The following is a 26,254-nucleotide window of genomic DNA, read 5'->3' on the forward strand; positions in this document are numbered from 1 at the left end:
TCTTTTATTTTTTATTAGAATGAAGCTGAGTCAACTTTAACACCAGGGCCCATTGTTGTAGTAACAGAAAGGTTTGTGATGTAAGTTCCTTTAGCTGCTGATGGTTTAGCAGCTGCAATAACTGTGTTCAAAGCTTTAAAGTTTTCAACAAGTTTGTCTGTATCAAATGAAACTTTACCGATTGGTACGTGGATGTTACCAGCTTTGTCAGCACGGTAGTTAACTTTACCAGCTTTTGATTCTTGAACTGCTTTAGTTACATCCATAGTAACTGTACCAGTTTTAGGGTTTGGCATCAAGTTACGTGGTCCAAGGACACGTCCAAGACGTCCAACAACTGCCATCATGTCAGGTGTTGCGATAACAACGTCGAAGTCCAACCAGCCACCGTTGATTTTTGTTACGAGTTCTTCAGCACCAACGAAGTCTGCACCAGCTGCTGTTGCTTCTTCAGCTTTCGCACCTTTAGCGAAAACAAGAACACGAGCAGTTTTACCAGTACCGTTTGGCAATACCATTGCGCCACGGATTTGTTGGTCAGATTTTTTAACGTCGATGTTGAGGTTGTAAGCAACTTCTACAGTTGCATCAAATTTTGCAAATGAAGTTTCTTTTGCAAGAGCTACTGCTTCTTCAACTGAATAAGCTTTAGTAGCGTCGATTTTTTCGATTGCTGCGCGCAATGCTTTGCTTTTTTTAGCCATTTTTTCTATTCTCCTTGTGGTAATATCGGTTGCTAAAACCTACTTCAACATTAGAAAGTAAGTTTCGAGCCTTCCACGAACGTGGATTGCATGTGTGACTTTTTCTGAACTTCCTTTTTTGGAAATCTTGAAAATTTGTTTAAAATGCGAGGCAGCGGGTTTTGAAACGTACTTAGGTACGTGAGGGTTCCGCTAACGAAGCAGTTCGGACAAATTTTTAGTCAGTAACAGTGAATCCCATAGATTTTGCAGTACCTTCAATCATTGACATTGCTGTTTCAACTGATGAAGCGTTAAGGTCAGGCATTTTGAGTTCTGCAATTTCTTTGATTTGTGCTTTTGTAACTGAGGCAACTTTTGTTTTGTTAGGTTCACCTGAACCTTTTTGAACGCCTGCTGCTTTTTTCAAAAGAACTGCTGCTGGAGGAGTTTTTGTAATGAATGTAAATGATTTGTCTTCATAAACTGAGATAACAACTGGGATGATCATACCAGCTTGGTCAGCTGTACGAGCGTTGAATTCTTTTGTGAATCCCATGATGTTAACACCTGCTTGACCCAAAGCTGGACCAACTGGTGGAGCTGGTGTTGCTTTACCGGCAGGAATTTGTAATTTAACGAGTTTTTCTACTTGTTTAGCCACGATAAATCTCCTTTTTTGATTGAACTTACAAAGTGTCTTTTGAGTGTTGCTTTCAAAATGAATCACTTTGCTTCGTTTTTTTATTTTCGTGATGTGGTATGATGCTGTATTTTTACAGCTTCCACGCCTATATGTTTCAAAAACATACCTAACCATTTTACTGTTTTATTTGGTTTTTGTCAACTTATTTTTTTGTTTTGAAAAAGAAAAAACGACCAAATTGCTTCTGGTCGTTTAAGATTCAAGGTATTGTTGCCAAATATCATCAAAAAGGGTCAAATTAAAATAAAATGGAGCATGAGTTTCAAGGTAATTGGACACTTCATCAAAATCAACGGCTTGTTTGGGGAATAGGGTGTCACGAAAAGCAAGGTTAGCCAATCGAGTCACATCATCAATTTCCACTGGTGATTTATGGCGCATCAAAAAGCGATAAAAGGGTTCGGTCATACTTCTCCTTTCGGATAATCAGTGCTGTTCCAGTGATTCAAGATAAATTCACGACGTTCTTGAATTTCAACTTTATAATCTTCTGGATGTTTGCGGTAGAAGCCTTGGTGGTAATGTTCTGCTGGCCAAAATTCCTTAGCAGCTTCGATATTCGTCACAATGGGACGATCAAAGCGTCCCGAAGCTTGCAGATTAGCTTTGGAGTGTTCAGCGATCTCTTTTTGCTCTGGAGTGGTATAAAAAATCACTGGGCGATAGTTGTCTCCACGGTCTTCAAATTGTCCAAAAGCGTCCGTTGGATCGGTTGTTTGCCAGTATAATTCAACTAAGTCTTGGTATTTGACTTGTTCATTATCAAAAATAATTTCAATGGCCTCGGTATGACCTGTGAGATGCTCTTTGACTTGTTCATAGGTTGGGTGCGCAAAATCCCCACCCGTATAACCACTTGTCACGGTTAAAATACCAGCGCGTTCTTCAAAAGGTTGTACCATGCACCAAAAACATCCACCAGCAAATATTGCTTTTTCTACTGTCATTTTTTCTCCTCTAAGCTCAAGATGTGAAGACCGCGGCGTAAACTATGAAAAATGAGAGAAGCACTGCTTCTTCATAAGCGATCCGAATTCAATGATTAACTTTACTTTCTTGTGAAATATTATAGCACAGCCAGAATAAAAGTAGCCTTTTGAGCTACTTTAAATCTTTAAATCCCCTTTTTCAATTTTTAAAATCCTGATTATTTTCGTCAGCATTTTCTCTGATGAATCTGATTTTCGTCAGTAATTTCTCTGAAAATATCAGTAACTTTTACATCAAAGGGGCAAATAAATGCAAAAGATCATCAATTAAGCTACCAATGAAATTGCGTTTGAGTTCGCTTAGTTCAACTTTACGACAAGTTTTCAAAGTGTCCTCTGTATCTGCTTTTAAAGCTTTAATCATTGGCACTTGATAAAGAAGGGTTGCACATTCAAAATGCAAATATAGACTGCGGTAATCCATATTTATCGTACCTACTACGGCGATTTTATCATCTGCAATGAAACTCTTGGCGTGAATAAAGCCTGGACTGTATTCATAAATTTCTACGCCCTCTTTAATCAAATCGCGGTAAAAGGAACGAGTTGCTCGATAGATTAAAGGTTTATCAGGTATTCCCGGTGTTACGATTTTTACCGCAACACCCCTTTTACTAGCGAGTTGCAAGGCATGAATCATCTTATCTGTGATAATCAAATAAGGAGTAAAAATCGTGACATAATCAATGGCTTGATTGAGAATATCAATGTAAGTATCTTCAGCAACCAAATCATGAGTCAGCGGATTTTCTCCGTAGGGCATCACAAATCCTGCCTCTTCCTCAATCTCACCCGCAAACGCATAGGCGGAAAAATCAAGTAAAAGTTCATCAGGACGACAAAAAGCATTCCAAATTTCTAAGAACATGAGCGTGAAACTTGTGATTGCTGGGCCTTTGAGCAATATCCCTGTGTCTTTCCAAACCCCAAAACGCTCTTCCTCATTGATGTATTCGTCAGCAATATTGATACCCCCATTGAAGGCAACCTTGCCATCAATCACCAGAATTTTTCGATGGTCGCGATTATTCATTTTGACGGCCAAAGTTGGGATAAACGGATTGAAAGCAACAACTTTGATACCCGCTGCTCGCAGTTGTGGAATATTTTCTAACCGAAAAACAGTTAGGGAGCCAAAATCATCATAAATCAAACGCACATCAACTCCAGCTTGTGCTTTTTCTTTCAGTAATCCCAACATTTCCTGCCACATTCGACTTTTTTCATTGATGATGAAATATTCTAGGAAGATATAGCGCTCGGCTTTTTTGATTTCGGCAAGCATGGCGGCATACATTTTTTCCCCAAAGTCAAAGTATTCCACGGTGGTGTTTTTGTAGATTGGATAATCACTCGTTTGCAAAATATTTTTGACTGTTCCTGCCAAACGGGGATTTTCTGCACTTAATTCTGTCAAATCTTCTTGATTTTGTTTGAGATGGGGCGCGATTTCTTGGTGCGCTCGCCTGACTTTCGCCTCCATTTTGCGTACAGGATTTTGCGTCCCAATCGTCAAATACAAAAGCCCGCCAAAGCCCGGAATCAATAAAATAATAACAATCCAAACGATTTTGATTGAGGACACTTGATCTCGTCGAATCAGATAGAGCACCACCAAAAGGCTAACGACAAAACTAATCAGCCCAAAAGCTCTCGTGTAGTAAGCAAAACTGCGTACAAGTCCCAAAACGATTATCAGCTCAATCGCAATAAAAAGTCCTGTGATGGTAATGCGATTAACTGTTTTCTTGATTATTGAATGCATCATTTCCCTCTTTCATTTTATTCTCATTGTAGCATAAAAAAGCAGCCCTGTGGGCCACTTTTTTGACTTAATTTTCAGGAAGTAATTCGCATCCTTCGGGACTTTGTTTAATTTTTTTAGCTTTCATTAAGCCGCCAAGTGCTTTTTTAAATTGACCTTTTGAGATACCAAAAGTGGCTTTGATCTCTTCTGGAGCTGATTTGTCATTGAGTGGCATTTTGCCACCCATTGATTGGAGATAAGCCAAAATCATTTGGCTATCCGCATCCAACATTTCAAAAGCCCGTGGTTTTGCGGAAAGATTGAGGCTACGGTCTTCTTTTCTAAAACCAATCACGCGCACTTGCAATTCTTGTCCTACTCGTGGCAAGCTAAAGCGCTCGCTCGGGTGAATGAAGCCCAGCATATTGTTGTCTGGAAGGTAGACAAAAGTCCCTGTTTCCTTATTTCGATAAACAATTGCTCGCAAATCTTGATTTTGCATATTGTCATAGGCAGGGCCCGCCAGATGCCAGAAATCCTCATGCCAAGCTAAATGACCCCAGATGCGTTCTTTTTTGTCAACGATAAGTTTGACATAAAGCTGATCTCCAATTTTTGGCCAAGCTTCTTTCTCAAGTGGCAAATCATCAAGAGAAACCACGACGTCTTTACCTGGCAAGCCTGTGTCCACAAAAGCTCCCAAGTCTTTACGTACAGCAGTGACCACACCCCAGCCAAATGTTTCATTCGTTGCCTTTTGTTCAACAGTAGTTAAGCGACTGTGATCATCCTTATCCACATAGACAAAACCAGTCACCACGTCACCAATGGCGTGTTCCCCTTCTGCCTTGTCCAAACGCAACAAATCTTCTCCTTTTTGCAGAAAATAAAAGCGTTCGCTTTCTTCGACAATCATTGCCGAAATTGTTTGTCCAATAATACCCATTTGTACCTCTTTATAAAATATAATGTGGAGATTGCTCTCCTTTTTTAGTTGATTTTTGTTTCATAAATTCGAGATTTTTCACCCCACGGATGATAACCATCTGCTAGATAGTGAAAATCAAATTTTTCGTAAAAATCTACATAATCTGTTGCCAGATAAAGTTTTTCAAAGTCAAAAGTCTTACACTCTTGCTTTATAGTTGAAATAAGGGCTAAAGCAAATCCTTGATTTCGAAAAGGAACTTCAACATACAGCGCACAAAGCCAAGGAGTAAGATCCATTCGACTGATAAAATCATTGCTAATCAGACCTGCACCAGCCACAATTTTTTCATCTTCTAGGATCAGATACCACTGCGGAATCTTGTTTTCAACAGCTAAACTATGCGTCAGACAATCTTCATAGACGGGATTGCTCTGGTCATTTCCCCATTTTTCTTGAAAAAATTGAATCGCCTGATTCAGATAATGAGGATGTTCTCTGAGTCTGATTACTTTTACCAAATTTTCCTCACTTCTCAAACTTTGAGCTAAAAACGGCTCAATGGAGCCGTCAGTTTAGTGCTTAAAACAATTACGTCAGCAATTTTTCTAGTACTGACGCCAAAATTTAAGTTGCGTCAGTAATTTCTCTAGCGCTGATGCCAAAATTTAAGTTGCGTCAGTAATTTCTCTCGCGCTGACGCCAAGATTTCAGTTACGTCAGTAATTTCTCTGTTCTTTAGCGCGTTGAAAAATTAAATATCCAACAATTCTTTTTCTTTTGCAGCGGCCAATTTTTCTGCTTCTTTGACTGCGTCATCTGTCGCTTTTTGAATGTCTTTTTCCAAATTTTTCAAATCATCTTCCGTGATTTCTTTGGCTTTTTCAGATTTTTTAGCTGTTTCCATGGCATCACGACGAATGTTACGAATCGCAATTTTAGCAGATTCAATCACTTTGCCCATTTCTTTGACCAGCTCGCGCCGGCGTTCTTCAGTCAACATTGGAATGACCAAACGAATGACCGAACCGTCATTTGCTGGTGTGATGCCTAAATCTGATTCGTACAAGGCTTTTTCAATGTCTTTCAAGATTGATTTGTCAAATGGTGTCACCATCAAAACGCGTGCTTCTGGAATGGTGATTGAAGCCAATTGATTCAGTGGTGTTGGCGCGCCATAGTAAACGACTTGAATACGGTCAAGCAGACTTGCATTGGCACGTCCAGCACGAATGTGGCCTAAATCACGTTGCAAGCTTGCGAGAGAGTTTTTCATACGTTCTTGAGCTGTTGTTACTACTTCGTTCATTTTTTTATTCCTTAATAATATTTTTTATCTTTAATTTTTTAGCAAAGAGAGGCAAATTAGCAAGCCTTTGTAATTCTACAACAATAATAATGGTGATGATAATCAAAAGTGTCCATGAGGAGATTTTCCCCACATCTACCAAGCGCCAGGTCGTCAGCTGATAGCTGTACCGCCACGCATTGAAAAAAGAGCCGATATTTTCTGCAAAATAAATGAAAAGTCCAATCAAGAAAAAGCCGATTACTGCCAACCATTCATGAACAACTCCACCTACTTTAAAAGTAAATTTCGTTTTCCAAAATAAGATTAAAATCACAATATAGAGAAAATCTCGATAATCAAAGCCATGCGTATCGGTGAAGAAATTCAGATAAATCGCCCCCGACAACCCTAACAAATAGTACCATCTGGGCCAGTGTTTGACTTCAATATCCATTTCTTTAATGATGCGCACGATATAAGAGCCAATCGCCGAATACATGAAGGCCGAATACAGGGGAACGTTGAAAATCTCGAACAAGGCTGGCTCAGGATAAGTCCACGAGCCAAATTTCACCTTATAAATTTCCAGCACCATTCCCATGATATGGAAAATCATAATCGCAATCAAATCAAACGCACGCTCAAATTTTGTCCAGAGCAAAATCACTTGGATTAAGAGCACATAAATCAAAAGCCAATCATAACGCTCTAGCCACGGCAAGGTCAGATATTTTGAAAGGCCAAGCCCTAGCAAAATCAAGGCGCCGAACAAAACGGCCTTAAGTTGTTTGACAAAGAAATCCCAGAGTTGCTGGAAAATAAAGCTCCATTTTGCCTTCGCCATTGTTTTTACTCAACTGTTGTTCCGATTTCTTCACCACAAATTACGCGTGTGATGTTTCCAGATTCATTCATATTGAAGACAACAAGTGGGATATGATTGTCCATTGACATCGTTGAAGCTGTACTATCCATGACTTGCAAGCCTTTAGTAATCACTTCCATGTGTGTCAGGTGTTCAAATTTAATCGCATCCTCAACGAGTTTAGGATCAGCATTATAAACACCATCCACCCCATTTTTGGCCATTAAAATCACGTCAGCATTGATTTCGGCAGCGCGCAAAGCAGATGTTGTATCGGTTGAGAAATAAGGTGAACCTGTTCCACCAGCAAAAATAACCACACGACCTTTTTCTAAATGACGTTCAGCACGGCGACGAATATAAGGTTCAGCGACAGCTTTCATCTCAATGGCTGTCATCACTCGTGTATCTACGCCAAGATTTTCCAAAGCACTTTGGATAAACAAACCATTTTGAATGGTTGCAAGCATTCCCATGTAGTCTGCTTGAGCGCGTTCCATGCCCGCTTTTTCACCGGTCACACCACGCCAAACATTACCTCCACCACACACAATGGCCAATTCTGCGCCTAAATCATGCACTTCTTTAAGCTCTTGAGCAACAGCTTTCGCTGTTTCAGGATCGAATCCAAATCCTTTTTCACCAGAGAGAGCCTCTCCCGAAAGTTTCAAAAGGACGCGTTTGTATTTAATTTTAGTCATATTACACCTATTCTATGATATTTCTTCTATTTTACCACAAAATGCTTCCAAAAAAAAGGCTAATTAACAAGCCTTTTAAAAAATGTCCGGGGACTTCCTCCTTTTCAATCACTGCATGAAAAGTGCGACAAATAAGAGAATCACAAGAAAAATCCCAATAATCCAAAGAATCAAACTCACACTCTTCACTCCGCGCCAAAAAGGATGTTTGATCTTTTGAAGTTCTTCTTTTTGGAGCTGGTTCATTTCATTGACGTGTTTAGTGCTGTATTTCCAGAGGGCTTCTGCTGGGATGACTTCCCGATTAAGCAAGACATCGCCATTCGGTTCAATGGTAATCTCATTTCCTATCCATGTCACCATTCCTCCTAAAAAGAGATTCGCACCATACGTTTTTTTCAGATTGGTCACGTCAACAGGGTTCATCAACAGCCCAATTTGGTCACGGACGGGATAATAGCGGATGTCTCCGTTATCGAACTCCAAGCGCAAACGCACACCCGGCAGCATTTCAGCTTTCGTTACTTTCGCAAATTTCTCCATAATTCCTCCTTTTCTACCCACATTATAGCGCTTTCTTTGTTGGAATACAAGACTTTTTTTGCTTGCAGAGAACAAAAAAATTCCGTCAGTAAATCGGAAATACTGACGGATTTTTTAATACTAATTTTACTGACCAACTGATGAGGAATTGACCGAAACTGTCTTTGCAGCTTCAACATCACGCGCAATGACCAATTCTTCGTTAGTTGGGATGACTAATACTTTTACTTTAGATTCCGCTGTTGAGATTTCACCAAAAGCGCCCCGAACATTCTTGTCCTCCGCAATTTCCATACCGAACCAAGACAAGCCATTGATGACATCACGACGAATATCTGTATCATTTTCGCCCACACCTGCTGTGAAAATCACCGCATCAGCTCCATTGAGTACACCAAAATATTGCGCAATAAATTTCTTAAGTCGATCAACATACATTTCATATGCCAACTCCGCTTTTGGATTTCCCTCAGCTCTAGCGGCTTGTAAATCACGCATATCACTTGAAAGTTCAGAAACGCCCAAAACTCCTGATGCTTTATTCAAAATATCAATGACATCTTGAGCGCTGCGCAGGCTTGGGTCACTTTCTAGCATATAAGGAATCACTGACGCATCCATTTCACCAGAGCGTGTCCCCATCATTACACCAGCAAGTGGTGTGAAGCCCATTGACGTATCAACAGATTTTCCAGCATCAACGGCTGTGATGGAAGCACCGTTTCCGATGTGTGCCGTGATAATTTTGAGCTCTTCCAAAGGACGACCCAAAACCTTAGCAGCTTCCTGAGCGACATACATATGTGAAGTGCCATGCGCCCCATATTTACGAATGGAATAATCTTGATAATATTTCGTTGGAATCGGATAACGATAAGCTTTCTCAGGCAAAGTCGCATGAAAAGCAGTATCAAATACAGCAACCGCCAAAGCGTGAGGAAGCAAGCGTTGGAAAGCCTCAATCCCTAAAACATTTGCTGGATTGTGTAGAGGGGCCAAGGTAGACAAGTTTTTGATTTGCTCCAAGACCTCTGACGTGATTACCGTCGAAGATTTGAAAAATTCTCCCCCAGCAACCACACGATGACCGATACCCGTAATTTCACGAAATTCACGAATCAATTTAAAGTGAATCAATTCATCCATCAAGAGTAAGACAGCTTGACGATGATCAATAATATCTTGTTTTCTAACGTGTTCTTCGCCAGAAAATTTTGTCGTAGAAACCGAATCAGGTAAACCGATGCGTTCAAAAATTCCCTTAGCAATAACCTTTTCTTCTGGCATTTCGTAAAGTTGCCACTTTAAAGATGATGAGCCTGCATTGACAGCGAGTGTTTTTTCCATACTTACTCCTTCAAGATATGAGGATGGCTCGTCAGGAATTTCAAACGTAGAAAAAGGCAGATTGATAGCAGCGCTACTCTTCTGTCTTTCATTTTCTTTGAAATTTCTAGCGCACCAAACTCTAGTGATACAAAATGTATGCGTTTTATATTGTTAGTATATCATATTTTAATCTTTTTTTCATTTTAGACCTACTATTCGTTTGAGTCCCATCTTAGCAAACAAAAAATCTGTCAGAAACTGTGACAGATTTTACTATTTTTATCGCTTATAGCTTTTGAATGCTTGACGAATTTCTCCGACCGTTGCTCCTCGTGAATCATTGGCTTTAACGGGCTTGCCGTCCTTATCCGTGCTTACGGTTGCATCATCTGGTGTTCCCTTTTTTACAATAATCCAACCGCCAGCTTTGCCATTATTACTCAACTTGATAAGCCTTGTAGTCTCATCAATGTGAAGGGCTTTTAAAGCTGGATAAGAGAGCGCTTTATCAAAATCTGCAAGCGTGGGATAAGCGCGCAACGCATTGTTTATCGTCTGGTTTTTCACTTGGCTGTAAGTTGATTTCTTAACAACACTTTTTGAGGATAAAATCGGCCTTTTTGCCGAGGACGTTGTTTGTCCACCACAAGCTGAGAGACCACAAAAACTTAGTATCATTAACACAGAAAATAAAATAATTTTTCTTTTTTTCATCATTATTGTCCTGTTACAACATAAAACGCTCCTGATGAACCTGCATTTTGGATTCCGTAAATCATATAGATGCTGTAAGGATTATACACACTGACGAATGATGCATCTGCTCCAAGATATTTAAGGACTGTTCCACCAGCATCCATGACTTGCCCGGAGGCGTTAACATTCTCCCATAACATATTATGACTTCCGCTTGTGTTATAGAATTTATATCCAGAGTAATTCCATCCCGAGCCAGAAAAAGCATTAGAATAATAAGTATCCCCTGGACTAAGTGCCTTTGCTGTCACGGGATAACTTGCACTAAGCGCAACAATCCCAATCGATCTGAGACTGACCTTTTGTAAACTAGCTTCATAATTTGCAACAATTGTTGCTTTAGCTTGAGCTACCGTCACAGCTGTTGAGTCAAGAACGCCGCTTGCGCTATAAATATAACCTCCCGCTGATTGTGGAGTGACCTTATCCGAATCCTTTAAATTGGCAAATTCACGATTAACTTGATTTGTAATTTGGTCAGTTGAAGTATCTGTAAGAAGGTTTTGAGATGTAGCCGTTGAAGCAGAGACATGAGCCACTTCTCCCACTCCAACAACTTCCCCAAACGAAAGTACAGCAAGTATTGCTACTGAATTTTTGCTGATTGTCATAATTATTAATCTCCTTTGATATTTGTTAACCTCATTTTATTCTTCCATAACAAAGAAAACAAGAGCAAAGTTATTCTTTTTCCTTATCTACAACTTCCAGAATTTTTTTAAGTTCCTTTTGCATTGAGTGCGCTTTCTCTATGCAGCCTAGTTCTTCTAATATTTCAATACTCTTTTCCATTTCATTTAAACCTTCTATAACCCCTTTACGATAGGCATATAGACCCTTTGCATATTTAATTAGCAATGTTTCATATAAGTAATCATTCGAGATATTCATTCTATCCAAATGGTTCAAATATTTTAAAGCCTGTTCCAAATTTCCTCTTTCAAGAGCAACAGAAGCAAGATTATGGAAGGTACGAATAGCAAAACGTTTATTCGTATGTAGCACCTGATAGAACTCCCCTTTTCCCATCGCAATACTTCCTAAGCTATCTCTTACATCATCTTTTAGTATTGTCATAACATTACCAAACACCCAAAACTCATAGCGACCCCAATTTTCAACTGCTAACAAATAATCTTGCACTTGCTTAATTTCATATGGATCAAATTTTACATTTCCTACAACTAAATTCAAAAATACTTTCACCACCGTTGCTGTCAATGCAGCATAGATATTTTCTGGTTGCTGTTGCATTTTTCGTTCACATTCAACATACATTTTGCGTAACTTATGGACATCTTTGCTGTCATAAGCCGCAATCAGTTTTTGTCTAAATTGATACTCGTCAGACAAGCTGTAATCTTCATAGATACTTTCAAACTCATCCAAACTTACTCTCATATTATGAAGTAGGAAAAAGAATTTTTCAATAGTAAGTTCACTTTTTTCCGCTTCAAAACGTGATATCTGTGCTTTTGATACTTCATTGCCACCAACTTTACTCAGAGATAAATGTTTCGATTTCCTTATCGCATGAAATGTTTTTCCAAATCCTTTAAGCATTCTTCTCCCTCCACCTTATGTAACCGCTATCTTATCAGGTTTATTATAGCACTTTTATTTTTACTTTCAATACTTTGATAAAATTAGAGGAAACAAAAAAAGACCTTGCAAAATTGCAACATCTTTTTTCGTTTTTTAAGCTTTAAGTGCTTCAACATCACGCGCTATGACTAATTCTTCATCGGTTGGAATGATGTAAATTTTTACGCGAGAAGTTGGTTTAGAAATCTCACCTTCAGCACCGAAAACATTCTTTTCAGGGTCAACTTCAATGCCAAACCAAGTCAAACCAGCAAGGACTGCTTCACGAACAGGCTGCGAATTTTCTCCGATTCCTGCTGTGAAAACGAGGGCATCTGCTCCGTTCAAAACGGCCAAATATTGCCCGATGAATTTTTGGATACGGTCAACGTACATTTCAAACGCAAGTTTTGCATCTGGATCTGTAGCTTTTGCCGCAAGAATGTCACGCATATCTGATGAAATTCCTGAAACGCCAAAAAGTCCTGATTGTTTGTTCATCATATCAACAACATCTTGTGCATCGTTGAGTTCTGGCGCATTTTCAATGAGGTAAGGGAAAACAGAAGGATCCATTTCACCTGTACGTGTCCCCATCATCACCCCAGCAAGTGGTGTGAAGCCCATTGAAGTGTCCACAGATTTTCCACCGGCAACGGCCGTGAGAGATGCACCATTTCCGATGTGAGCTGTGATGATTTTTGTTTCTTCGATTGGTTTACCCAATAATTTTGCGGCTTCTCTGGCAACAAACATATGTGAAGTGCCGTGAGCGCCATATTTACGAACGGCATAGTCCGTATAATATTTTTTAGGAAGTGGATAACGGAACGCTTTTTCAGGCATCGTCGTGTGGAAGGCGGTGTCAAAAACGACTACTGATGTAGCATCTGGTAAAAGGTTCAAGAAAGCTTCAATTCCTGCGGCATTGGCTGGATTGTGCAAAGGAGCAAGCGCCGACAAATCTTTGACTTGTTGGAGAACTTCTGGTGTAACGACAGTTGATTTTTTGAAAATTTCACCCCCGGCAACCACACGGTGACCGACACCTGTGATTTCAGTGAATTCTTCAACAATTTTCAAACGTTTGAGGTCGTCAAGCAAAACGTGTACGGCTTCTGTATGGTTTGGAATATCGAACACACGTTCTTCTTTTTCGTCGCCATATTTGACAGTGATGATTGAATCATTTAAACCAATTCGCTCAATCAATCCTTTCGCTAATACTTTTTCTTCTGGCATTTCATACATTTGCCATTTCATCGATGATGAACCGGCGTTGACTGCTAATGTTTTAGTCATATTTAATAAACCTTCCTTGAATTTAAAATACGATTAAATTATAACACAAATTTATTTGCTTTTGGGATTTAACAAAAACTTACTGACCTTTTTACTGTCAGTAAGTTTTTTTCATAATTTGACTGTTTTTGTAAATTCTTTCATGAATGCAGCCAAACTTTCACGATCGGTCAATGATGACAAAGGATGCGCAAAAGTTGCGTGAGCGGCTGGACCTTTTTTGAGGACATAGATCGCTTTAGCATCTGCATTAAACAAAGATTTTGGCAATGTAATCACCGCCATAACGCTACCGTGCTTACTGATCCACTCTTTCAAAAGCGGGCCTTGGCCACTCGTCAGCAAATCCTCTGGCGCAAGGAAAATCGCAAAACTGCCTTCTTTGAGGTAGTTAAAAGCTTGCTCAATCAGTAAATGATGCGCAAAAGTATGCCCGCTTGGACTTGCCACTTCAAAAGTAGCTGCCGTCGCATCATCAGGGTAAAAGCCAATTGGCAAATCACTGATGACCACATCAGCTGGTTCAATCAGCCGTTTTTGTACCGCATCAAGCTGCATAAATTCGGCTTGACTGCCCATAATTTCTGCCATCGAAGCAGACAAATCCAAAAGCAAATCATCAATTTCAAAACCGACATATTCCACTTTTTTATCGAGATTGACCAGTAAAGTTTCTGCCAAATTTCCCGTACCAGAACCCAGTTCCAACACACGTAAATCCGATGCAGGGTGCAAATGCTCAATGATAAAATTGAAAATTACACCAATAGCATCAGGTGTCATCGCATGGTTGGCTTGCAAGGGTGCAATTTGTGAACCTTTCAGTAGGACAAATTGAAAAAGTTTTTGCCATTCTTTTGCTGTCAAATCAAGCTGACGAAGCTTTTGGTTGTTCGCCGACAAATCCGTCAGCATTTTCTCTGATTCCGTCAGTGATTTCTCTGATTTTTCAGCCGCTGATTCATCCAGAAAAGCCGCATTCTGCTCCACAAAAGCATCATAAAAATCCGTATCCAATTTCTCAGAAAGCGTCATTATATTTGCCACCACAAGTTCAAACGCTTGGGCCACTTTTTCCATATTCATGAGTTCTCTCCATTTCTACAAAATCAAAATAAAACTGTCAACAAATGACAGTTTTTTCTAGCTGTTTTAGGAAATTTTCATCAACAGCTCATTTTCGTTTTCTCCGACTTTTCAGCCGCCCCAGCTCACGCCAGGCTCTGACTGTCACCACCAATAAAGCAATGATGCCCAAAATTTCCACAAGGAAAGTTTGATGCCTTGAGGCTTGAGCCAGCGCAAAGGCAATAATCAATACGCCAATCCCCGCAAAGAAGAAAATATCCATACTCCGTCGCACGTCTTTGGGCATCAAAAAGAAATACGCAAAGCCAATTAAAATCAACAGAATGATATAAAACATTGTTCTCCTTTCTTTAGATGATGTACTCAAAAGCAGAGAAATTACTGACGAAAGTTCAAATGCGATTTCCGTCAGCAATTTCTCTAGGCGTCAAAAAATTTAGAGTGAAAATCAAGCTCAACTTCTTTTAAAAATTAGTCGTCACTTGTTTTTTTCTTTTTAGAAGCTTTTTCACGCATGGCTTTATCCAAAATTTGTTTACGCAAACGGATTGATTCAGGCGTTACTTCCATGTATTCGTCGTCACCGAGGAATTCAAGTGATTCTTCAAGTGTCAAGATTTTAGAAGCGTTCAAAACAGACGTAGAGTCTTTGTTTGATGAACGGACGTTCGTTTGTTGTTTTGCTTTTGTCACATTTACAGTCAAGTCATTATCACGTGAATTTTCACCGATAATCATTCCGCCATAAACTTCTGTACCTGCTTGAACAAACAAAGTTCCACGTTCTTGTACATAACCCATTGCGTAAGCTGTAACTTGACCTTGATCCATAGAAATCAAAGCACCACGGCTACGTCCACCGATTGTTCCTTTAACCATTGGCATAAATTGGTCAAAGGTATGGTTCATGATTCCGTAACCACGAGTCATTGACATGAACTCAGTTGTGAAACCAATCAAACCACGTGCAGGCGCAAGGAATGTCAAACGTGCTTGACCGTTACCAACGTTTTGCATATCGAGCATTTCACCTTTACGTTCAGAGAGCGCTTGGATGATTGAACCTTGGTATTCTTCAGGTGTATCGATTTGCACACGTTCAAATGGTTCGCAGTCCACACCATCAATATTTTTGATGATAACTTCAGGACGTGAAACTTGAAGCTCATAGCCTTCACGACGCATTGTTTCAATCAAGATTGACAAGTGCAATTCACCACGACCAGAAACGATCCATTTATCAGGAGAATCCGTGTTTTCAACACGAAGTGAAACGTCAGTTTGCAATTCTGAAACCAAACGTTCTTCAACTTTACGAGCAGTGACCCATTTTCCTTCACGACCAGCAAAAGGAGAATTGTTAACCAAGAAAGTCATTTGCAAAGTAGGCTCGTCAATGTGCAATACTGGCAATGGTTCAACATTATCAGAAGGTGTTACAGTTTCCCCAACGAAGATATCTTCCATACCAGAAACGGCAATCAAATCACCAGCTTTAGCTTCTTGGATTTCTTGGCGGTCAAGACCGAAGAAACCAAACAATTTAGTAACGCGGAAGTTTTTAGTTGTGCCGTCAAGTTTAGACAAAGTAACATTGTCGCCAACTTTGATTGTTCCACGGAAAACACGTCCAATACCGATACGTCCAACGTAGTCATTGTAGTCCAAAAGTGAAACTTGGAATTGCAAAGGCTCATCAGAGTTATCAACTGGCGCAGGAATGTGGTCAATGATTGTATCAAAGATGTTGGCCATTGTGTGTTCTTGATCTGCTGGATTATCAGACATAGATGAAGAACCGTTGATTGCTGAAGCATAAACCACAGGGAAGTCCAATTGATCATCATCCGCACCAAGTTCGATGAAAAGTTCAAGAACTTCATCGACAACACCTGCTGGACGAGCAGAAGGTTTATCAATTTTGTTAACAACAACGATTGGAGTCAAGTTTTGTTCCAAAGCTTTTTTCAAAACAAAACGTGTTTGAGGCATTGTTCCTTCATAAGCATCAACGACGAGGACAACACCGTCAACCATTTTCATGATTCGTTCAACTTCTCCACCGAAGTCCGCGTGACCTGGTGTGTCCAAAATGTTGATACGTGTTCCGTTATATTCAACGGCTGTGTTTTTAGCAAGGATAGTAATCCCGCGTTCTTGCTCAAGTGCATTTGAGTCCATAGCACGCTCAGCCAATTGAGTGCGTTCGCTCAAAGTGTGTGATTGTTTCAAGAGTTCATCAACCAGTGTAGTTTTACCGTGGTCGACGTGGGCAATAATAGCGACATTTCTAATATCTTCGCGTAATTTAGTCAATTTTATCATACCTAACTTTCGTATATTCCAGACCATTGTAGCACACTTTTATAAAAGGTGCAAATCCCTTCCACTGCATACGTTTACAAGATTTTTTAAAAAGAAAAATTCTAAGAAGTTTTTCCTTAGAATTTTATGTTATTTTAAAAAATAATCTTTCAAAAGAAAAATATCGTTGACTGCCCTGTTATACCATGTCTTTTTTGAATTTTAGCACATAAACAAACAACAAAATCGCAAAAACTATCCCGACAAGACTGGTCAAGAAGAATCCCAGACCAAAGATGCGCCAAAGTCCCTCAAACATTTCTAAGGACAAAGCAAATTTCAAAGGAACTCCTTCAGGAATCCGACTCAAAACTACATTCAAAAACATACCATAGCCATACACAACCATGAAACTAAGTGAAAAATATTTCGTGCTTTGCCATTTCCGTAGAATCCCGATAATGATTATGATGAATAAAAGCACTAGAATCACACTGGTCACTTGCTCCTGCGTCCCAAGAAAATAAAAATAGTTCGCGCGGCTTTTAGAAAAATCGAATGTTCTAGCTACCTTATCCTGATTAACTGTGGCGGGTAGAAACATCAACCCTACCCAGACCACAAAGGCTAAAATCAACTGCCATAATTTTACTTTCATAGATTAACCTCCTACCCACTAAAAGATAAAACTGAATATTTTCTAGATATTCTCACCCTTTTCTCAAGCAAGCTACTGCAAAAGTCAACAGACCCAAAATCAAATTCAAATAGAAACCAAATCCCGTATAGCTCATTTGTTGTTGAATAAAGTTTATAAATATCTGCCAAGGGATATTAAAAATATTGGTACTAAAAATTACCCATGATAGATAAACAAAACCAGATCCAACAAGGAAAAGACGCAACTCTTTAGTCCATCTCTTTCTCTGCGAAACATACAAAATTACTGGTAAAATAGCAATCAAGAACTGTAAAGGAAAATCTGTGATTAGCTGAATGCCATAACGTACCTGTTTGATATGATGCCCATTTATATTAGAACTATAGACATAAAAAGGAGTAAAGTAGGACAGCAAGAATAGCCCCAGAAGTGCAAAGTTTATTTTTCTAATCATGATTTTTTCACCTCTACGCTCTAAAATGGCTGATTTGTTAACTTATAAGTCCAACTACTCGAACCATGCCAAACTTTTGCACTATAAGTCGTTGACTCCCTATTTCCTGCTTTTTGCATCTTTGTGAACCCTGTATTATAACTCCAAGAGTTTTGAGATCCCGTACTTCTTTGGAATTTTTGTGTATAAAATCCCATTTGAGATACCACCTTACCATCTGTGACGTGTAAGCTACTATCATAGATAGAATATCCCCCAGATACGTCTGTAATGTTTACGAAATAGCTATCTATGATTTTCCAATGAACTGCTAGTCTAAATTTGACACCGCCTGTTTTTTCCCAGCCAGCAGCTGAGCTATGGCTATCAAACGTAGTCGCTGCTGAGGCTTTCGTTCCAAAAACCCCTCCCAAAACAATAGCACCTAAATTAACACCATCAGAATCATCGTTTGTGACTTCTGCTTGTGCCAAGTCCACTGTGTATGTTGTTAAACCAGAAGTGGTGTCCTCTGTGTCAGAAGTCACTTGACTATCTACTGTTACTGGTACCACAAAATCATCTCCACCATTTTCACTATCTAAAGCAGCCGCATCATTCACTACATATTTTACTTGATTTTCCGTATCAGTAATAACCTTATCTGCATTATCTGGTACAATCAAGTTTACATCTCCATTTGATGCTACATCAACATTTGGTGCTACTGTATCATCCGCCTTTACAGTCAGTCCAGCAGTAAAAAGTGCGCTGATTGCAAGTGTTCCGATAAATATTTTTTTCGTATTCATAATAAAGTCTCCTTTTCTGAGTTAGTATGTAAGTCACTAATTCAGAAATGAGTTCTAAATTATGACTTACACAAGCAATGAGTTTCCATTTTTTAAATTTCCTTCTTGTCTTTTTTATACTTTACTTTGAGCTAGTACTTTTCTTAACTTTCCATTGGATTATCCTCGTTTCTTTTTAGTCTTAATTTTTATAAATTTATTATAGCTCTTAACATTTTATATTTAAAGGATTTTTCGTTCAATTTCATTAATTTTGTGACGAAATCGATTTTTCTGTGATGAAACTGTATTTTTAGCGTAAAAATAATCATCTCTTCAAAAGATGATTATTTTATCCACTCTGAATTTTGTTTCAACACTTTCAGTTGTGACTTACAGACCGCAGGCGCTTTTATTTTCTTCAAGCTTTCTTCAAAACATAATGTTAAACCATCTTCTTCTATTCGGCGAATCTTCTTAGGATTTACCAAAAGCCCTCGTCCAAGCGAGAGTAATTCTGGTAACTCTATCCTTACTTCTTGCAACGTTCCCCGAACAAGGCACTCATTATCCTTGGTAACAGCTTTTAGATAGTTTCGATGAGTTTTATCCGCCAAAATATAGAGGACTGAATCTAGTGCAATCGGATAACCACTGACTTCTACTGTTTTGAGATTGTTCGTGAAATTATAAGCTAAAACTCTATTAACCAATGACTGTATTTCATTTTCGTCGTTACCTCTTAAGGTCATGTGAGTCCATAAAGGTAGAGTTGTAAGGGCGAGCAATTCCCTATCCAACTCTGAATTATCCGTATAAATGACGAAAAAAGCCTTGGTTTTTACAGTTTGCATACGTTTCAAAATTTCCAACTCTTGTTTTGTTGCAACTTTTATAAAGCACACTTTTACCTCATCACAAAAAGTTTTGAGATACCTAAAAGAATCTTCATGATTATAAAATACCCTCGTTGAATAAACTTTTTCTCTGATTTCAAGCTCTTCTTGGGCCTTAAAGACAAAGCGCTCAAGGCGATTACTTGCATGGAACTCAGCATCAATCATAATACTCGCCATTATAAATTCTTCTCCCAATAATCTTCACATAGAAAAATATAGATTTTCATATTCATTTGTTAGATATTATAACACATATAATCTCTGACGCAGTCGTTTTCGATAAGCGCTTTCTTATTTTTTTGTTATAATGAAATCATGACTACAAAAAAGCTTTCTCCCTTTCTAATTTTCATCGTTTTTATCATCTTCATTAGTCTAGGATTGCCTGACTCTGTGATGGGTAGTGCTTGGCCTGCCATTCGCCAAACCTATGGGTTTTCCATTGATATGATCGGTATTTTTGGTGCTATTCAGCTTGGCTTTTCTTTTTGCTCAACGCTTGTCTATCCTTTTTTAGCCAAACGGTGGACAATTGATCGTTTTATTCTTTTTAGCACCCTTCTTACTATATTTGGTCTCTTCGCTCTGGGATTTGGGCAAACCACACCTTATATGTTGATTTCTTGCCTTTTTCTTGGCTTTGGACAAGGGTCTATTGATATTACGGTTAATGATTTTTCTGCAAAACACTTTAGCAATAGCCTGATAAATTTTCTTCACGGTTTTTATGGTATTGGCGTTTCTTTGAGTTCATTTATCATGACTTTTGCCGTGCAACCTGGTCGTAGTTGGCAGCTTGGGGTTTGGATAATCACCATTGTCCAAATTTTGATTCTTCTCCTTGCCTATTTTACCCGAGATAAATTTCGCGAAAAAGCAGAGGTTCAGCAAGAAGAAAAATCAAATGAAAAATTAAAGTTTCATCATTTCCTCCTCCCCCTCTTTTACTTTTTCTATGCTTTAGAGCTTTTGGTTGGACGATTTTATTCGAGTTTTGCGGTGGAACATTTACATCTTTCTTTGGCTGTAGGTGCTGCAATTACTTCCTTTTATTGGACAGGCTTGACTATTGGACGATTTCTGACAGGTTTTACTGCTCAATTTTGGACAGGCCGAACCATCGTGCTGGTTCATACAAGTTTCTTATTTCTTGGGGCACTGCTTGGTTTCTTCCCTTATGTTAGCCTTCAGTATTGCTCGGGAATTTTGCTCGGTCTGGGCTTAGCGCCGCTCTATCCTTTGGGAATGAAACAAGTCTATAATCGTTATTCAGGAGGCGTGGCTCAAAAAGTGATTAGCTTTAATATGGCCTTTGCAAATTTCGGAATGTTTTTCTTACCTATTCCCGTGGGATGGCTCTTTGAGCAACTGGGCTTTGGACTTTACCCTTTGGTGATGTTTTTATTTGCAATAGCGCTCATTTTACTTTGTTTAAAAATTTATCAAAAAACAGAAAAATCAGTATAAATCGCCTAAGCTTTGGGCGGTTTATTTTTTGAGGACAGAATAAAGCAGATATCGACCACTCATCTGCCTAAATTTTAGGACGGTCTGGAACTGCCAAAGAAAAAACTTTTAGGCAAAGATGTACCCAGACTTGAAAACCGCTTTCAATTACGGTAAAATATAAGAATGAAAACTCTCTATGACGTGCAAGAAATGTTGAAAAAATATGGTTATGTTAATCTTTTTCCAGATCGAATGGATGCCATTGCTTTTATGCAGATTGAATTATCCAAAATGGTTGAAGCGGGTATTTTTGAAAAAAGTGATCATAATTATTTGACTGCTCGGCTGATTTTGACGCGCGAGGAGAGAATTGAAAGTGAAAAATTAAAAGGCGAATAAATGTTCTTTTTTATTGCCAATTAAGGAGAAATCTAATGACTGCTAGTAAAATTATCGGTATCGACCTCGGTGGTACTTCTATCAAATTTGGAATTTTAACGCTTGAAGGTGAAGTCCAAGATAAATGGTCAATTCCAACAAACATTTTGGAAGATGGAAAACACATTGTTCCTGACATTATCGAAGCAATCAATCATCGTTTGGCCCTTTATAAGCTTGATAAATCTGATTTTGTTGGTATTGGTATGGGGACACCTGGATCAGTAAACATTGCTGAAGGAACTGTGAAAGCAGCTTTCAACCTCAACTGGGCTGGGGTTCAAGAGGTCGGAAAACCAATCGCAGAAGGTGTGGGTCTACCTTTCATCTTGGATAACGATGCCAATGTTGCGGCTCTTGGCGAACGCTGGGTCGGTGCGGGTGAAAATAATCCAGATGTTGTCTTTATCACTCTCGGAACTGGTGTGGGTGGCGGAATTATCGCTGCTGGCGAACTTGTCCACGGTGTCGCTGGTGCAGGTGGTGAAATTGGACACATTTGTGTTGATCCTGCTGGTTTTGATTGCACGTGCGGCAATCGTGGTTGCTTGGAAACAGTGACTTCAGCGACAGGAATTGTTCGTTTGGCTCGCCAATTTGCCGAAGAATATGAAGGCGACTCTGCTGTGAAGGCAACCATTGACAATGGTGAAGAAATCACTTCTAAAGATATTTTCATGGCGGCGGAAGCTGGCGATAGCTTTAGCCTTGCGGTTGTGGATAAATTTGCTTACTATCTTGGTTTTGCTTGTGCAAATCTTGGCTCTACCTTGAACCCTGATTCAATTGTCATTGGTGGTGGCGTTTCTGCTGCGGGTGAATTTTTACGTGAAAAAGTTGAAGCTTATTTCAAGAAATATGCCTTCTCAACAGTTCGGGCGACAACAAAAATTAAGCTTGCCGTGCTTGGTAATGACGCCGGAATCATTGGTGCTGCCAGCCTTGCTTTGAAACTTAAATAATTGAGCAGGTTGTATGCTCAATTTCTATCTTAAAGGAGAATAAATTTGCTCATTATTATCATTGATATTATACTCGTCTTGGTTCTTATCGGAATGTTTGGTTATCCCCGCTGGAATCTGCGTCGCAATGCAAAATTGGTTGACGAAGCTGAGTTTGCTCGCTTAATGGCGACTTCACAGCTCGTTGACATTCGCGAAACGAATCAATTTCGCGTGAACCACATTTTTGGTGCGCGTAACCTTCCTTCAGCTCAAATCGAACAAAGTCTCAACGCTTTAAACAAACACAAACCTGTTTTGATTTACGAAACTGGCCGTCCAGTTGCTGCAGCAAAAGTTGCAAAAACACTCAAAAAAGCAGGCTTCCCAGAAGTTTATATCCTTAAAAATGGGTTAAATTCTTGGAAAGGCAAAACCAAAACTGGTGTTTAAAAATAAAAAGCAGTCAAAATTGCTTTGGCTACTTTTTTTGTGGAAAAATGATTTACGTCAGCATTTTCTCTGCATATTTTGTGGAAAAAATAGGTTGCGTCAGCGTTTTCTCTGCGTGTTTTGTGGAAAAAAATTTACGTCAGCATTTTCTCTATTCAAAAATCCGTCAGAGAAATTACTGACGGATTTTTTACTTAGGCCAATTCTGCATCCAGCATCCAAATTGTTTTTTCAATGTCGCCAAGTGCGGTTGTGAACAAGTCGACTGTCACATCATCACCATCTTCGTCAGCAACTTTGATGCCTTTTTTGAAAACTTCTGCTAAATATTTGTAAGCAGTCAAAATTTCTTGCAAACGTTCTGCATTAGATTTCCCCCATTTTGCAGTCGTCATTTTGATTTTTGAAGTTGCTTCGTATTCAGCAAGGGTTGAAAGTGGCGAACCACCAATGGTAATCAGGCGTTCAGCAAATTCATCAAGAGCCTCATCCAATTGATCTTTTAATTCATCCATTTTAGGATGAAGTGTCAAAAATCCTGCACCACGCATATACCAATGCACTTGGTGAACAAGGACAGATGCTTTAAACAGATCAGCAACCGTTTGGTTCAAGACTTCTTGTGTGTTTTCATTTGACATAAATAACCTCCATTTTTTTAAAATTAAATGTCATATTTACATTTAATACTAATTTTTCTATAACTATATTATAAACCAATGAGAGTCTTTTTCCAAACAATTCAATTTTTTTGTTTTTATTTGTTTAGAGCTGTTACTTTTGGAAATTTTTTACGTATAGTATGGCATGGACAGTATTTTTCTATTTCTTATTGGAACTGTTTTTGGTTCATTTTTTGGTTTGATTATTGAGCGATTTCCTACTGGCGAATCGATTATTTTCGGTCGTTCACATTGCGACAGTTGCCAAAAAATGCTCGCCGTTCGTGATTTAATTCCGCTCTTCTCCCAACTTATCTCACGATCACGTTGCCGATTTTGTCATAGTAAAATTCCACTGACAAATTTCTTCTTGGAATTTTCTTGTGGCTGGATTTTTCTATTTGCTTGGTGGAACTGGTTGGATTTACCTGCTTTTTTACTGCTGCTTTTATCACTTATCTTATCGATTTTTGATTTGCGTCAGCATAGCTTTCCACTCGGTGTTTGGCTTATTTTTGCCATAATATTTATCTCCCTTTTTCCGTCAGCATTTCCTCCTTACTGTTGGCTCATTTTGGCCATTTTTGCCGAATACTTTGACCTCAAAATAGGAAGTGGTGACTTTTTATGGCTCTTTACAGCATCATTTGCCCTCAGCTTCCTCCAAGAAATATGGCTTATCCAACTAGCAAGTTTACTAGGAATTTTCTATTATTTTCTAAGGAAAAAACGGACTGAAATCCCATTCATTCCGTTTCTGACCATTGCATATCTAATGTTGCTGCTTGCGCCCCAAATCCTGTGAGCGTCACTCCCAAAAGTCTGACCCCTAAACTTTCATCATAATCAATTTCTTCAAAAATCTGCTGAGCAATTTGAGCAATTTCTTCAGCATTTTGAACCTGTTCACCCAAAGATTTTCGTTTCGTTAGTGTAGTAAAATCTGAATAGCGTAATTTCAAAATGACAATGCTTCCTCTAAGTTGATGATTTTTCAGTGCCTGAGCGACCTTTTCTGAAATCCGCCCCAATTCAACCTTAATATCATCGGGCAGATACAACAACTTTCCGTAAGTTCGCTCTTTACCCACCGATTTACGCTCACGATGACTTTTCACTTTTGATGGATGAATTCCATTCGCTTTTTGATAAAGTTCCCAGCCATAGACTCCAAAATGCGCCGCCAAATCAACTGGATCAGCCTTTTGCAAATCTTTGCCTGTGAACAAACCCAAAGCGTGCAACTTAGGAATCGTTGCTTTTCCGACTCCGTGAAATTTCTCAACAGGTAACTGAGCTAAAAATTCTTGTGCCTCATCAGGCATAATCAAGGTTAAACCATGCGGCTTTTTGTAGTCTGAAGCAATCTTCGCCAGAAATTTATTATAAGAAACACCTGCTGAACAAGTCAGCCCAAGCTCCACAAAAATATCATGCTGAATCAATTTAGCAATTTTTACCGCAGACTGTGAGCCAATTTTATTTTCTGTCACATCCAGATAAGCCTCATCAATGGAAGCTACCTCAATATCATCAGTATAACGTCCAAAAATCGCCCTTACTTGCTTACTGACTGCTGTATATTTTTCATAATTTCCCGAAATAAAAATCGCTTGTGGGCAGCGCTCGTAAGCTTCCTTTGCACTCATTGCTGAGTGAATTCCAAATGCACGCGCCTCATAAGAACAAGTAGAAACAACTCCTCGTCCACCGGTTTGCAGAGGATTTCTAGCAATCACCACCGGTTTTCCTTTTAGTTCAGGGTTATCCCGCACTTCAACTGACGCAAAAAAGGCATCCATATCGATATGAATGATTTTTCGCGATGTATCATTGATAAGCGGAAAGATTAACATAATTTTATTATAGCATACCCTTAATCCATATCTATTTAACAATAACTTGATGGAGTAAAAAGCCGATTGTTAACTGTAATCCTCTCTAATCTAGCATAGTTCTCTCACCTCCAAATTCTAAGTGAAAAACCACTCAGTGAATTCCCCACTCAAAGCAAAGAAGCCGTTTGTTTCGCAGTCCTTTCTTTAGCAGATGATAATAATCAAACCATAAAGCAAAAACTGGACTAATCTTTTGATTCAGACATTAAAAATCAAAAAAAGCCCTTGCCTAAGCAAGAACTTTCCGTTCATAAGTTAATGATTTCATAGTCATAACCCTGAGACTTCAAAATGCTAAAGCAAGCATCCATCTCAAAAAAGAGTGTTTTTGTATTGTCATTAGGGTGGAACGTTTGAATCTTGTGTTCGTTCAGCATTTGTTGGTCAAAATAAATATGCATATTATCATAACTCGTCCCAACCAGACCAAACAAAGACACAATTCCAGAGTTCAATCCAAGCATTTCTTCTAGGCGTTCTTCCGATACAAAGTGCAGACGTTTCACCGCCAAAAGTTCACTCAGGCGATCCATCTCAACCCGCTTTGCATCATCCATTATAATCATATAAAACTGAGTTGATTTTTTATTCGCTAGAACTAAAGTTTTGGAACGACAGCCTTCATGGCCTTCAATGAACGCATCAGATTCTTCAGTCGAATGACTTGCTGGATGTTCCACAATCTCATAAGGAATCGAAAGTTCAGTCATTAAATCTTTTACTTCTGTAAAATTTCTCATCACTTCTCTCCATCATTTAAAATTACTCCAAAAAAATCTCTTCCCTTAAAAATCTAACCTTATTTTATCAAA

Annotated in this window: 31 protein-coding genes; 5 read left to right on the top strand and 26 right to left on the bottom strand. The window is 38.9% G+C overall.

Translation table 11 applies throughout. The features are described 5' to 3' along the window. Positions 1 to 14: 14 nt before the first annotated feature. The 23 genes from rplA to EQJ87_RS06870 form a co-directional block, all read right to left on the bottom strand. A complete protein-coding gene (gene rplA, locus EQJ87_RS06760) occupies positions 15 to 704 on the bottom strand; it encodes a 50S ribosomal protein L1 (RefSeq protein WP_130123903.1) in 690 nt (229 codons plus the stop codon). Between the two features lie 217 nt (positions 705 to 921). Further along, positions 922 to 1,347, bottom strand: a complete 426-nt coding sequence (rplK, locus tag EQJ87_RS06765) for a 50S ribosomal protein L11 (protein ID WP_130123904.1) — start codon at positions 1,345 to 1,347, stop codon at positions 922 to 924. Between the two features lie 234 nt (positions 1,348 to 1,581). Next, positions 1,582 to 1,797 carry a YozE family protein gene (locus EQJ87_RS06770; protein ID WP_130123905.1) on the bottom strand — a complete coding sequence of 72 codons (216 nt, stop codon included), beginning with the start codon at positions 1,795 to 1,797 and terminating at the stop codon, positions 1,582 to 1,584. Next, on the bottom strand, positions 1,794 to 2,336 hold the full coding sequence (gene msrA, locus EQJ87_RS06775) for a peptide-methionine (S)-S-oxide reductase MsrA (protein WP_130123906.1): 543 nt from the start codon (positions 2,334 to 2,336) through the stop codon (positions 1,794 to 1,796). Before msrA ends, EQJ87_RS06770 begins: the two co-directional genes overlap by 4 nt. A gap of 271 nt (positions 2,337 to 2,607) precedes the next feature. After that, positions 2,608 to 4,146, bottom strand: coding sequence for a cardiolipin synthase (gene cls, locus EQJ87_RS06780; RefSeq protein WP_130123907.1), 1,539 nt, complete (start codon positions 4,144 to 4,146; stop codon positions 2,608 to 2,610). Positions 4,147 to 4,210: 64 nt separating this feature from the next. Next, the gene (locus tag EQJ87_RS06785) at positions 4,211 to 5,071 is read right to left on the bottom strand and encodes a CvfB family protein (RefSeq protein ID WP_130123908.1); all 861 of its coding nucleotides are present in this window, start codon (positions 5,069 to 5,071) and stop codon (positions 4,211 to 4,213) included. A gap of 44 nt (positions 5,072 to 5,115) precedes the next feature. Continuing rightward, positions 5,116 to 5,574 (bottom strand): GNAT family N-acetyltransferase, encoded by a 459-nt coding sequence (locus tag EQJ87_RS06790; protein ID WP_130123909.1) that lies wholly within the window; start codon positions 5,572 to 5,574, stop codon positions 5,116 to 5,118. A gap of 233 nt (positions 5,575 to 5,807) precedes the next feature. Continuing rightward, positions 5,808 to 6,362: a ribosome recycling factor gene (frr, locus tag EQJ87_RS06795; RefSeq protein WP_130123910.1), complete on the bottom strand. Its 555-nt coding sequence runs from the start codon at positions 6,360 to 6,362 to the stop codon at positions 5,808 to 5,810. Positions 6,363 to 6,366: 4 nt separating this feature from the next. Then, positions 6,367 to 7,188 carry a DUF817 family protein gene (locus EQJ87_RS06800; RefSeq protein WP_130123911.1) on the bottom strand — a complete coding sequence of 274 codons (822 nt, stop codon included), beginning with the start codon at positions 7,186 to 7,188 and terminating at the stop codon, positions 6,367 to 6,369. 5 nt (positions 7,189 to 7,193) lie between these two features. After that, entirely contained in the window at positions 7,194 to 7,910 is a 717-nt protein-coding gene (gene pyrH, locus EQJ87_RS06805) for a UMP kinase (RefSeq protein WP_130123912.1), read from the bottom strand. Positions 7,911 to 8,018: 108 nt separating this feature from the next. Beyond that, the gene (locus EQJ87_RS06810; RefSeq protein WP_130123913.1) at positions 8,019 to 8,453 is read right to left on the bottom strand and encodes a hypothetical protein; all 435 of its coding nucleotides are present in this window, start codon (positions 8,451 to 8,453) and stop codon (positions 8,019 to 8,021) included. Between the two features lie 126 nt (positions 8,454 to 8,579). Next, positions 8,580 to 9,800: an acetate kinase gene (locus EQJ87_RS06815; RefSeq protein WP_130123914.1), complete on the bottom strand. Its 1,221-nt coding sequence runs from the start codon at positions 9,798 to 9,800 to the stop codon at positions 8,580 to 8,582. Positions 9,801 to 10,061: 261 nt separating this feature from the next. Next, a complete protein-coding gene (locus EQJ87_RS06820) occupies positions 10,062 to 10,499 on the bottom strand; it encodes a hypothetical protein (RefSeq protein WP_130123915.1) in 438 nt (145 codons plus the stop codon). Then, complete coding sequence (locus EQJ87_RS06825; protein ID WP_130123916.1) at positions 10,499 to 11,149, bottom strand: hypothetical protein; 651 nt, start codon at positions 11,147 to 11,149, stop codon at positions 10,499 to 10,501. Before EQJ87_RS06825 ends, EQJ87_RS06820 begins: the two co-directional genes overlap by 1 nt. Positions 11,150 to 11,219: 70 nt before the next feature. After that, on the bottom strand, positions 11,220 to 12,101 hold the full coding sequence (locus tag EQJ87_RS06830; RefSeq protein WP_130123917.1) for an Rgg/GadR/MutR family transcriptional regulator: 882 nt from the start codon (positions 12,099 to 12,101) through the stop codon (positions 11,220 to 11,222). Between the two features lie 135 nt (positions 12,102 to 12,236). After that, positions 12,237 to 13,424 (bottom strand): acetate kinase, encoded by a 1,188-nt coding sequence (locus EQJ87_RS06835; protein ID WP_130123918.1) that lies wholly within the window; start codon positions 13,422 to 13,424, stop codon positions 12,237 to 12,239. A gap of 111 nt (positions 13,425 to 13,535) precedes the next feature. Next, positions 13,536 to 14,510: a class I SAM-dependent methyltransferase gene (locus EQJ87_RS06840; RefSeq protein ID WP_130123919.1), complete on the bottom strand. Its 975-nt coding sequence runs from the start codon at positions 14,508 to 14,510 to the stop codon at positions 13,536 to 13,538. 88 nt (positions 14,511 to 14,598) lie between these two features. Beyond that, positions 14,599 to 14,850: a DUF3165 family protein gene (locus EQJ87_RS06845; RefSeq protein ID WP_130123920.1), complete on the bottom strand. Its 252-nt coding sequence runs from the start codon at positions 14,848 to 14,850 to the stop codon at positions 14,599 to 14,601. 134 nt (positions 14,851 to 14,984) lie between these two features. After that, positions 14,985 to 16,829, bottom strand: coding sequence for a translational GTPase TypA (gene typA / locus EQJ87_RS06850; RefSeq protein ID WP_190289086.1), 1,845 nt, complete (start codon positions 16,827 to 16,829; stop codon positions 14,985 to 14,987). A 187-nt stretch (positions 16,830 to 17,016) separates the two neighbouring features. Next, entirely contained in the window at positions 17,017 to 17,475 is a 459-nt protein-coding gene (locus EQJ87_RS06855) for a hypothetical protein (RefSeq protein WP_130123922.1), read from the bottom strand. A gap of 52 nt (positions 17,476 to 17,527) precedes the next feature. Further along, positions 17,528 to 17,932 (bottom strand): hypothetical protein, encoded by a 405-nt coding sequence (locus EQJ87_RS06860; RefSeq protein ID WP_130123923.1) that lies wholly within the window; start codon positions 17,930 to 17,932, stop codon positions 17,528 to 17,530. A gap of 20 nt (positions 17,933 to 17,952) precedes the next feature. Continuing rightward, on the bottom strand, positions 17,953 to 18,723 hold the full coding sequence (locus EQJ87_RS06865) for a hypothetical protein (protein WP_130123924.1): 771 nt from the start codon (positions 18,721 to 18,723) through the stop codon (positions 17,953 to 17,955). A gap of 326 nt (positions 18,724 to 19,049) precedes the next feature. Then, positions 19,050 to 19,796, bottom strand: coding sequence for a LytTR family DNA-binding domain-containing protein (locus tag EQJ87_RS06870; protein WP_223804517.1), 747 nt, complete (start codon positions 19,794 to 19,796; stop codon positions 19,050 to 19,052). 120 nt (positions 19,797 to 19,916) lie between these two features. Here EQJ87_RS06870 and EQJ87_RS06875 point away from each other — a divergent pair, with 120 nt between their 5' ends. The 4 genes from EQJ87_RS06875 to EQJ87_RS06890 all read left to right on the top strand — a co-directional run bounded on the left by EQJ87_RS06875 (position 19,917) and on the right by EQJ87_RS06890 (position 22,882). After that, positions 19,917 to 21,068 carry an MFS transporter gene (locus EQJ87_RS06875; RefSeq protein ID WP_130123925.1) on the top strand — a complete coding sequence of 384 codons (1,152 nt, stop codon included), beginning with the start codon at positions 19,917 to 19,919 and terminating at the stop codon, positions 21,066 to 21,068. Positions 21,069 to 21,233: 165 nt separating this feature from the next. Then, positions 21,234 to 21,449 carry a YqgQ family protein gene (locus EQJ87_RS06880; protein WP_130123926.1) on the top strand — a complete coding sequence of 72 codons (216 nt, stop codon included), beginning with the start codon at positions 21,234 to 21,236 and terminating at the stop codon, positions 21,447 to 21,449. A 35-nt stretch (positions 21,450 to 21,484) separates the two neighbouring features. After that, positions 21,485 to 22,450: an ROK family glucokinase gene (locus EQJ87_RS06885; RefSeq protein ID WP_130123927.1), complete on the top strand. Its 966-nt coding sequence runs from the start codon at positions 21,485 to 21,487 to the stop codon at positions 22,448 to 22,450. 45 nt (positions 22,451 to 22,495) lie between these two features. After that, entirely contained in the window at positions 22,496 to 22,882 is a 387-nt protein-coding gene (locus EQJ87_RS06890; RefSeq protein WP_130123928.1) for a rhodanese-like domain-containing protein, read from the top strand. A 194-nt stretch (positions 22,883 to 23,076) separates the two neighbouring features. On the opposite strand, the gene EQJ87_RS06895 is transcribed toward EQJ87_RS06890, so the two are convergent. After that, the gene (locus EQJ87_RS06895) at positions 23,077 to 23,523 is read right to left on the bottom strand and encodes a Dps family protein (RefSeq protein WP_130123929.1); all 447 of its coding nucleotides are present in this window, start codon (positions 23,521 to 23,523) and stop codon (positions 23,077 to 23,079) included. A gap of 166 nt (positions 23,524 to 23,689) precedes the next feature. Here EQJ87_RS06895 and EQJ87_RS06900 point away from each other — a divergent pair, with 166 nt between their 5' ends. Continuing rightward, a complete protein-coding gene (locus tag EQJ87_RS06900) occupies positions 23,690 to 24,349 on the top strand; it encodes a prepilin peptidase (protein ID WP_130123930.1) in 660 nt (219 codons plus the stop codon). Here the strand turns inward: EQJ87_RS06900 and dinB are convergent. Together dinB and EQJ87_RS06910 are read right to left on the bottom strand one after the other, a co-directional pair. Continuing rightward, complete coding sequence (gene dinB, locus EQJ87_RS06905; protein ID WP_130123931.1) at positions 24,291 to 25,400, bottom strand: DNA polymerase IV; 1,110 nt, start codon at positions 25,398 to 25,400, stop codon at positions 24,291 to 24,293. The two genes, EQJ87_RS06900 and dinB, sit on opposite strands and share 59 nt — an antisense overlap. Positions 25,401 to 25,690: 290 nt before the next feature. Continuing rightward, complete coding sequence (locus EQJ87_RS06910; RefSeq protein ID WP_130123932.1) at positions 25,691 to 26,182, bottom strand: prolyl-tRNA synthetase associated domain-containing protein; 492 nt, start codon at positions 26,180 to 26,182, stop codon at positions 25,691 to 25,693. Positions 26,183 to 26,254: the final 72 nt, after the last annotated feature.

It is taken from the genome of Lactococcus sp. S-13 (assembly GCF_004210295.1).
GTDB lineage: Bacteria > Bacillota > Bacilli > Lactobacillales > Streptococcaceae > Lactococcus.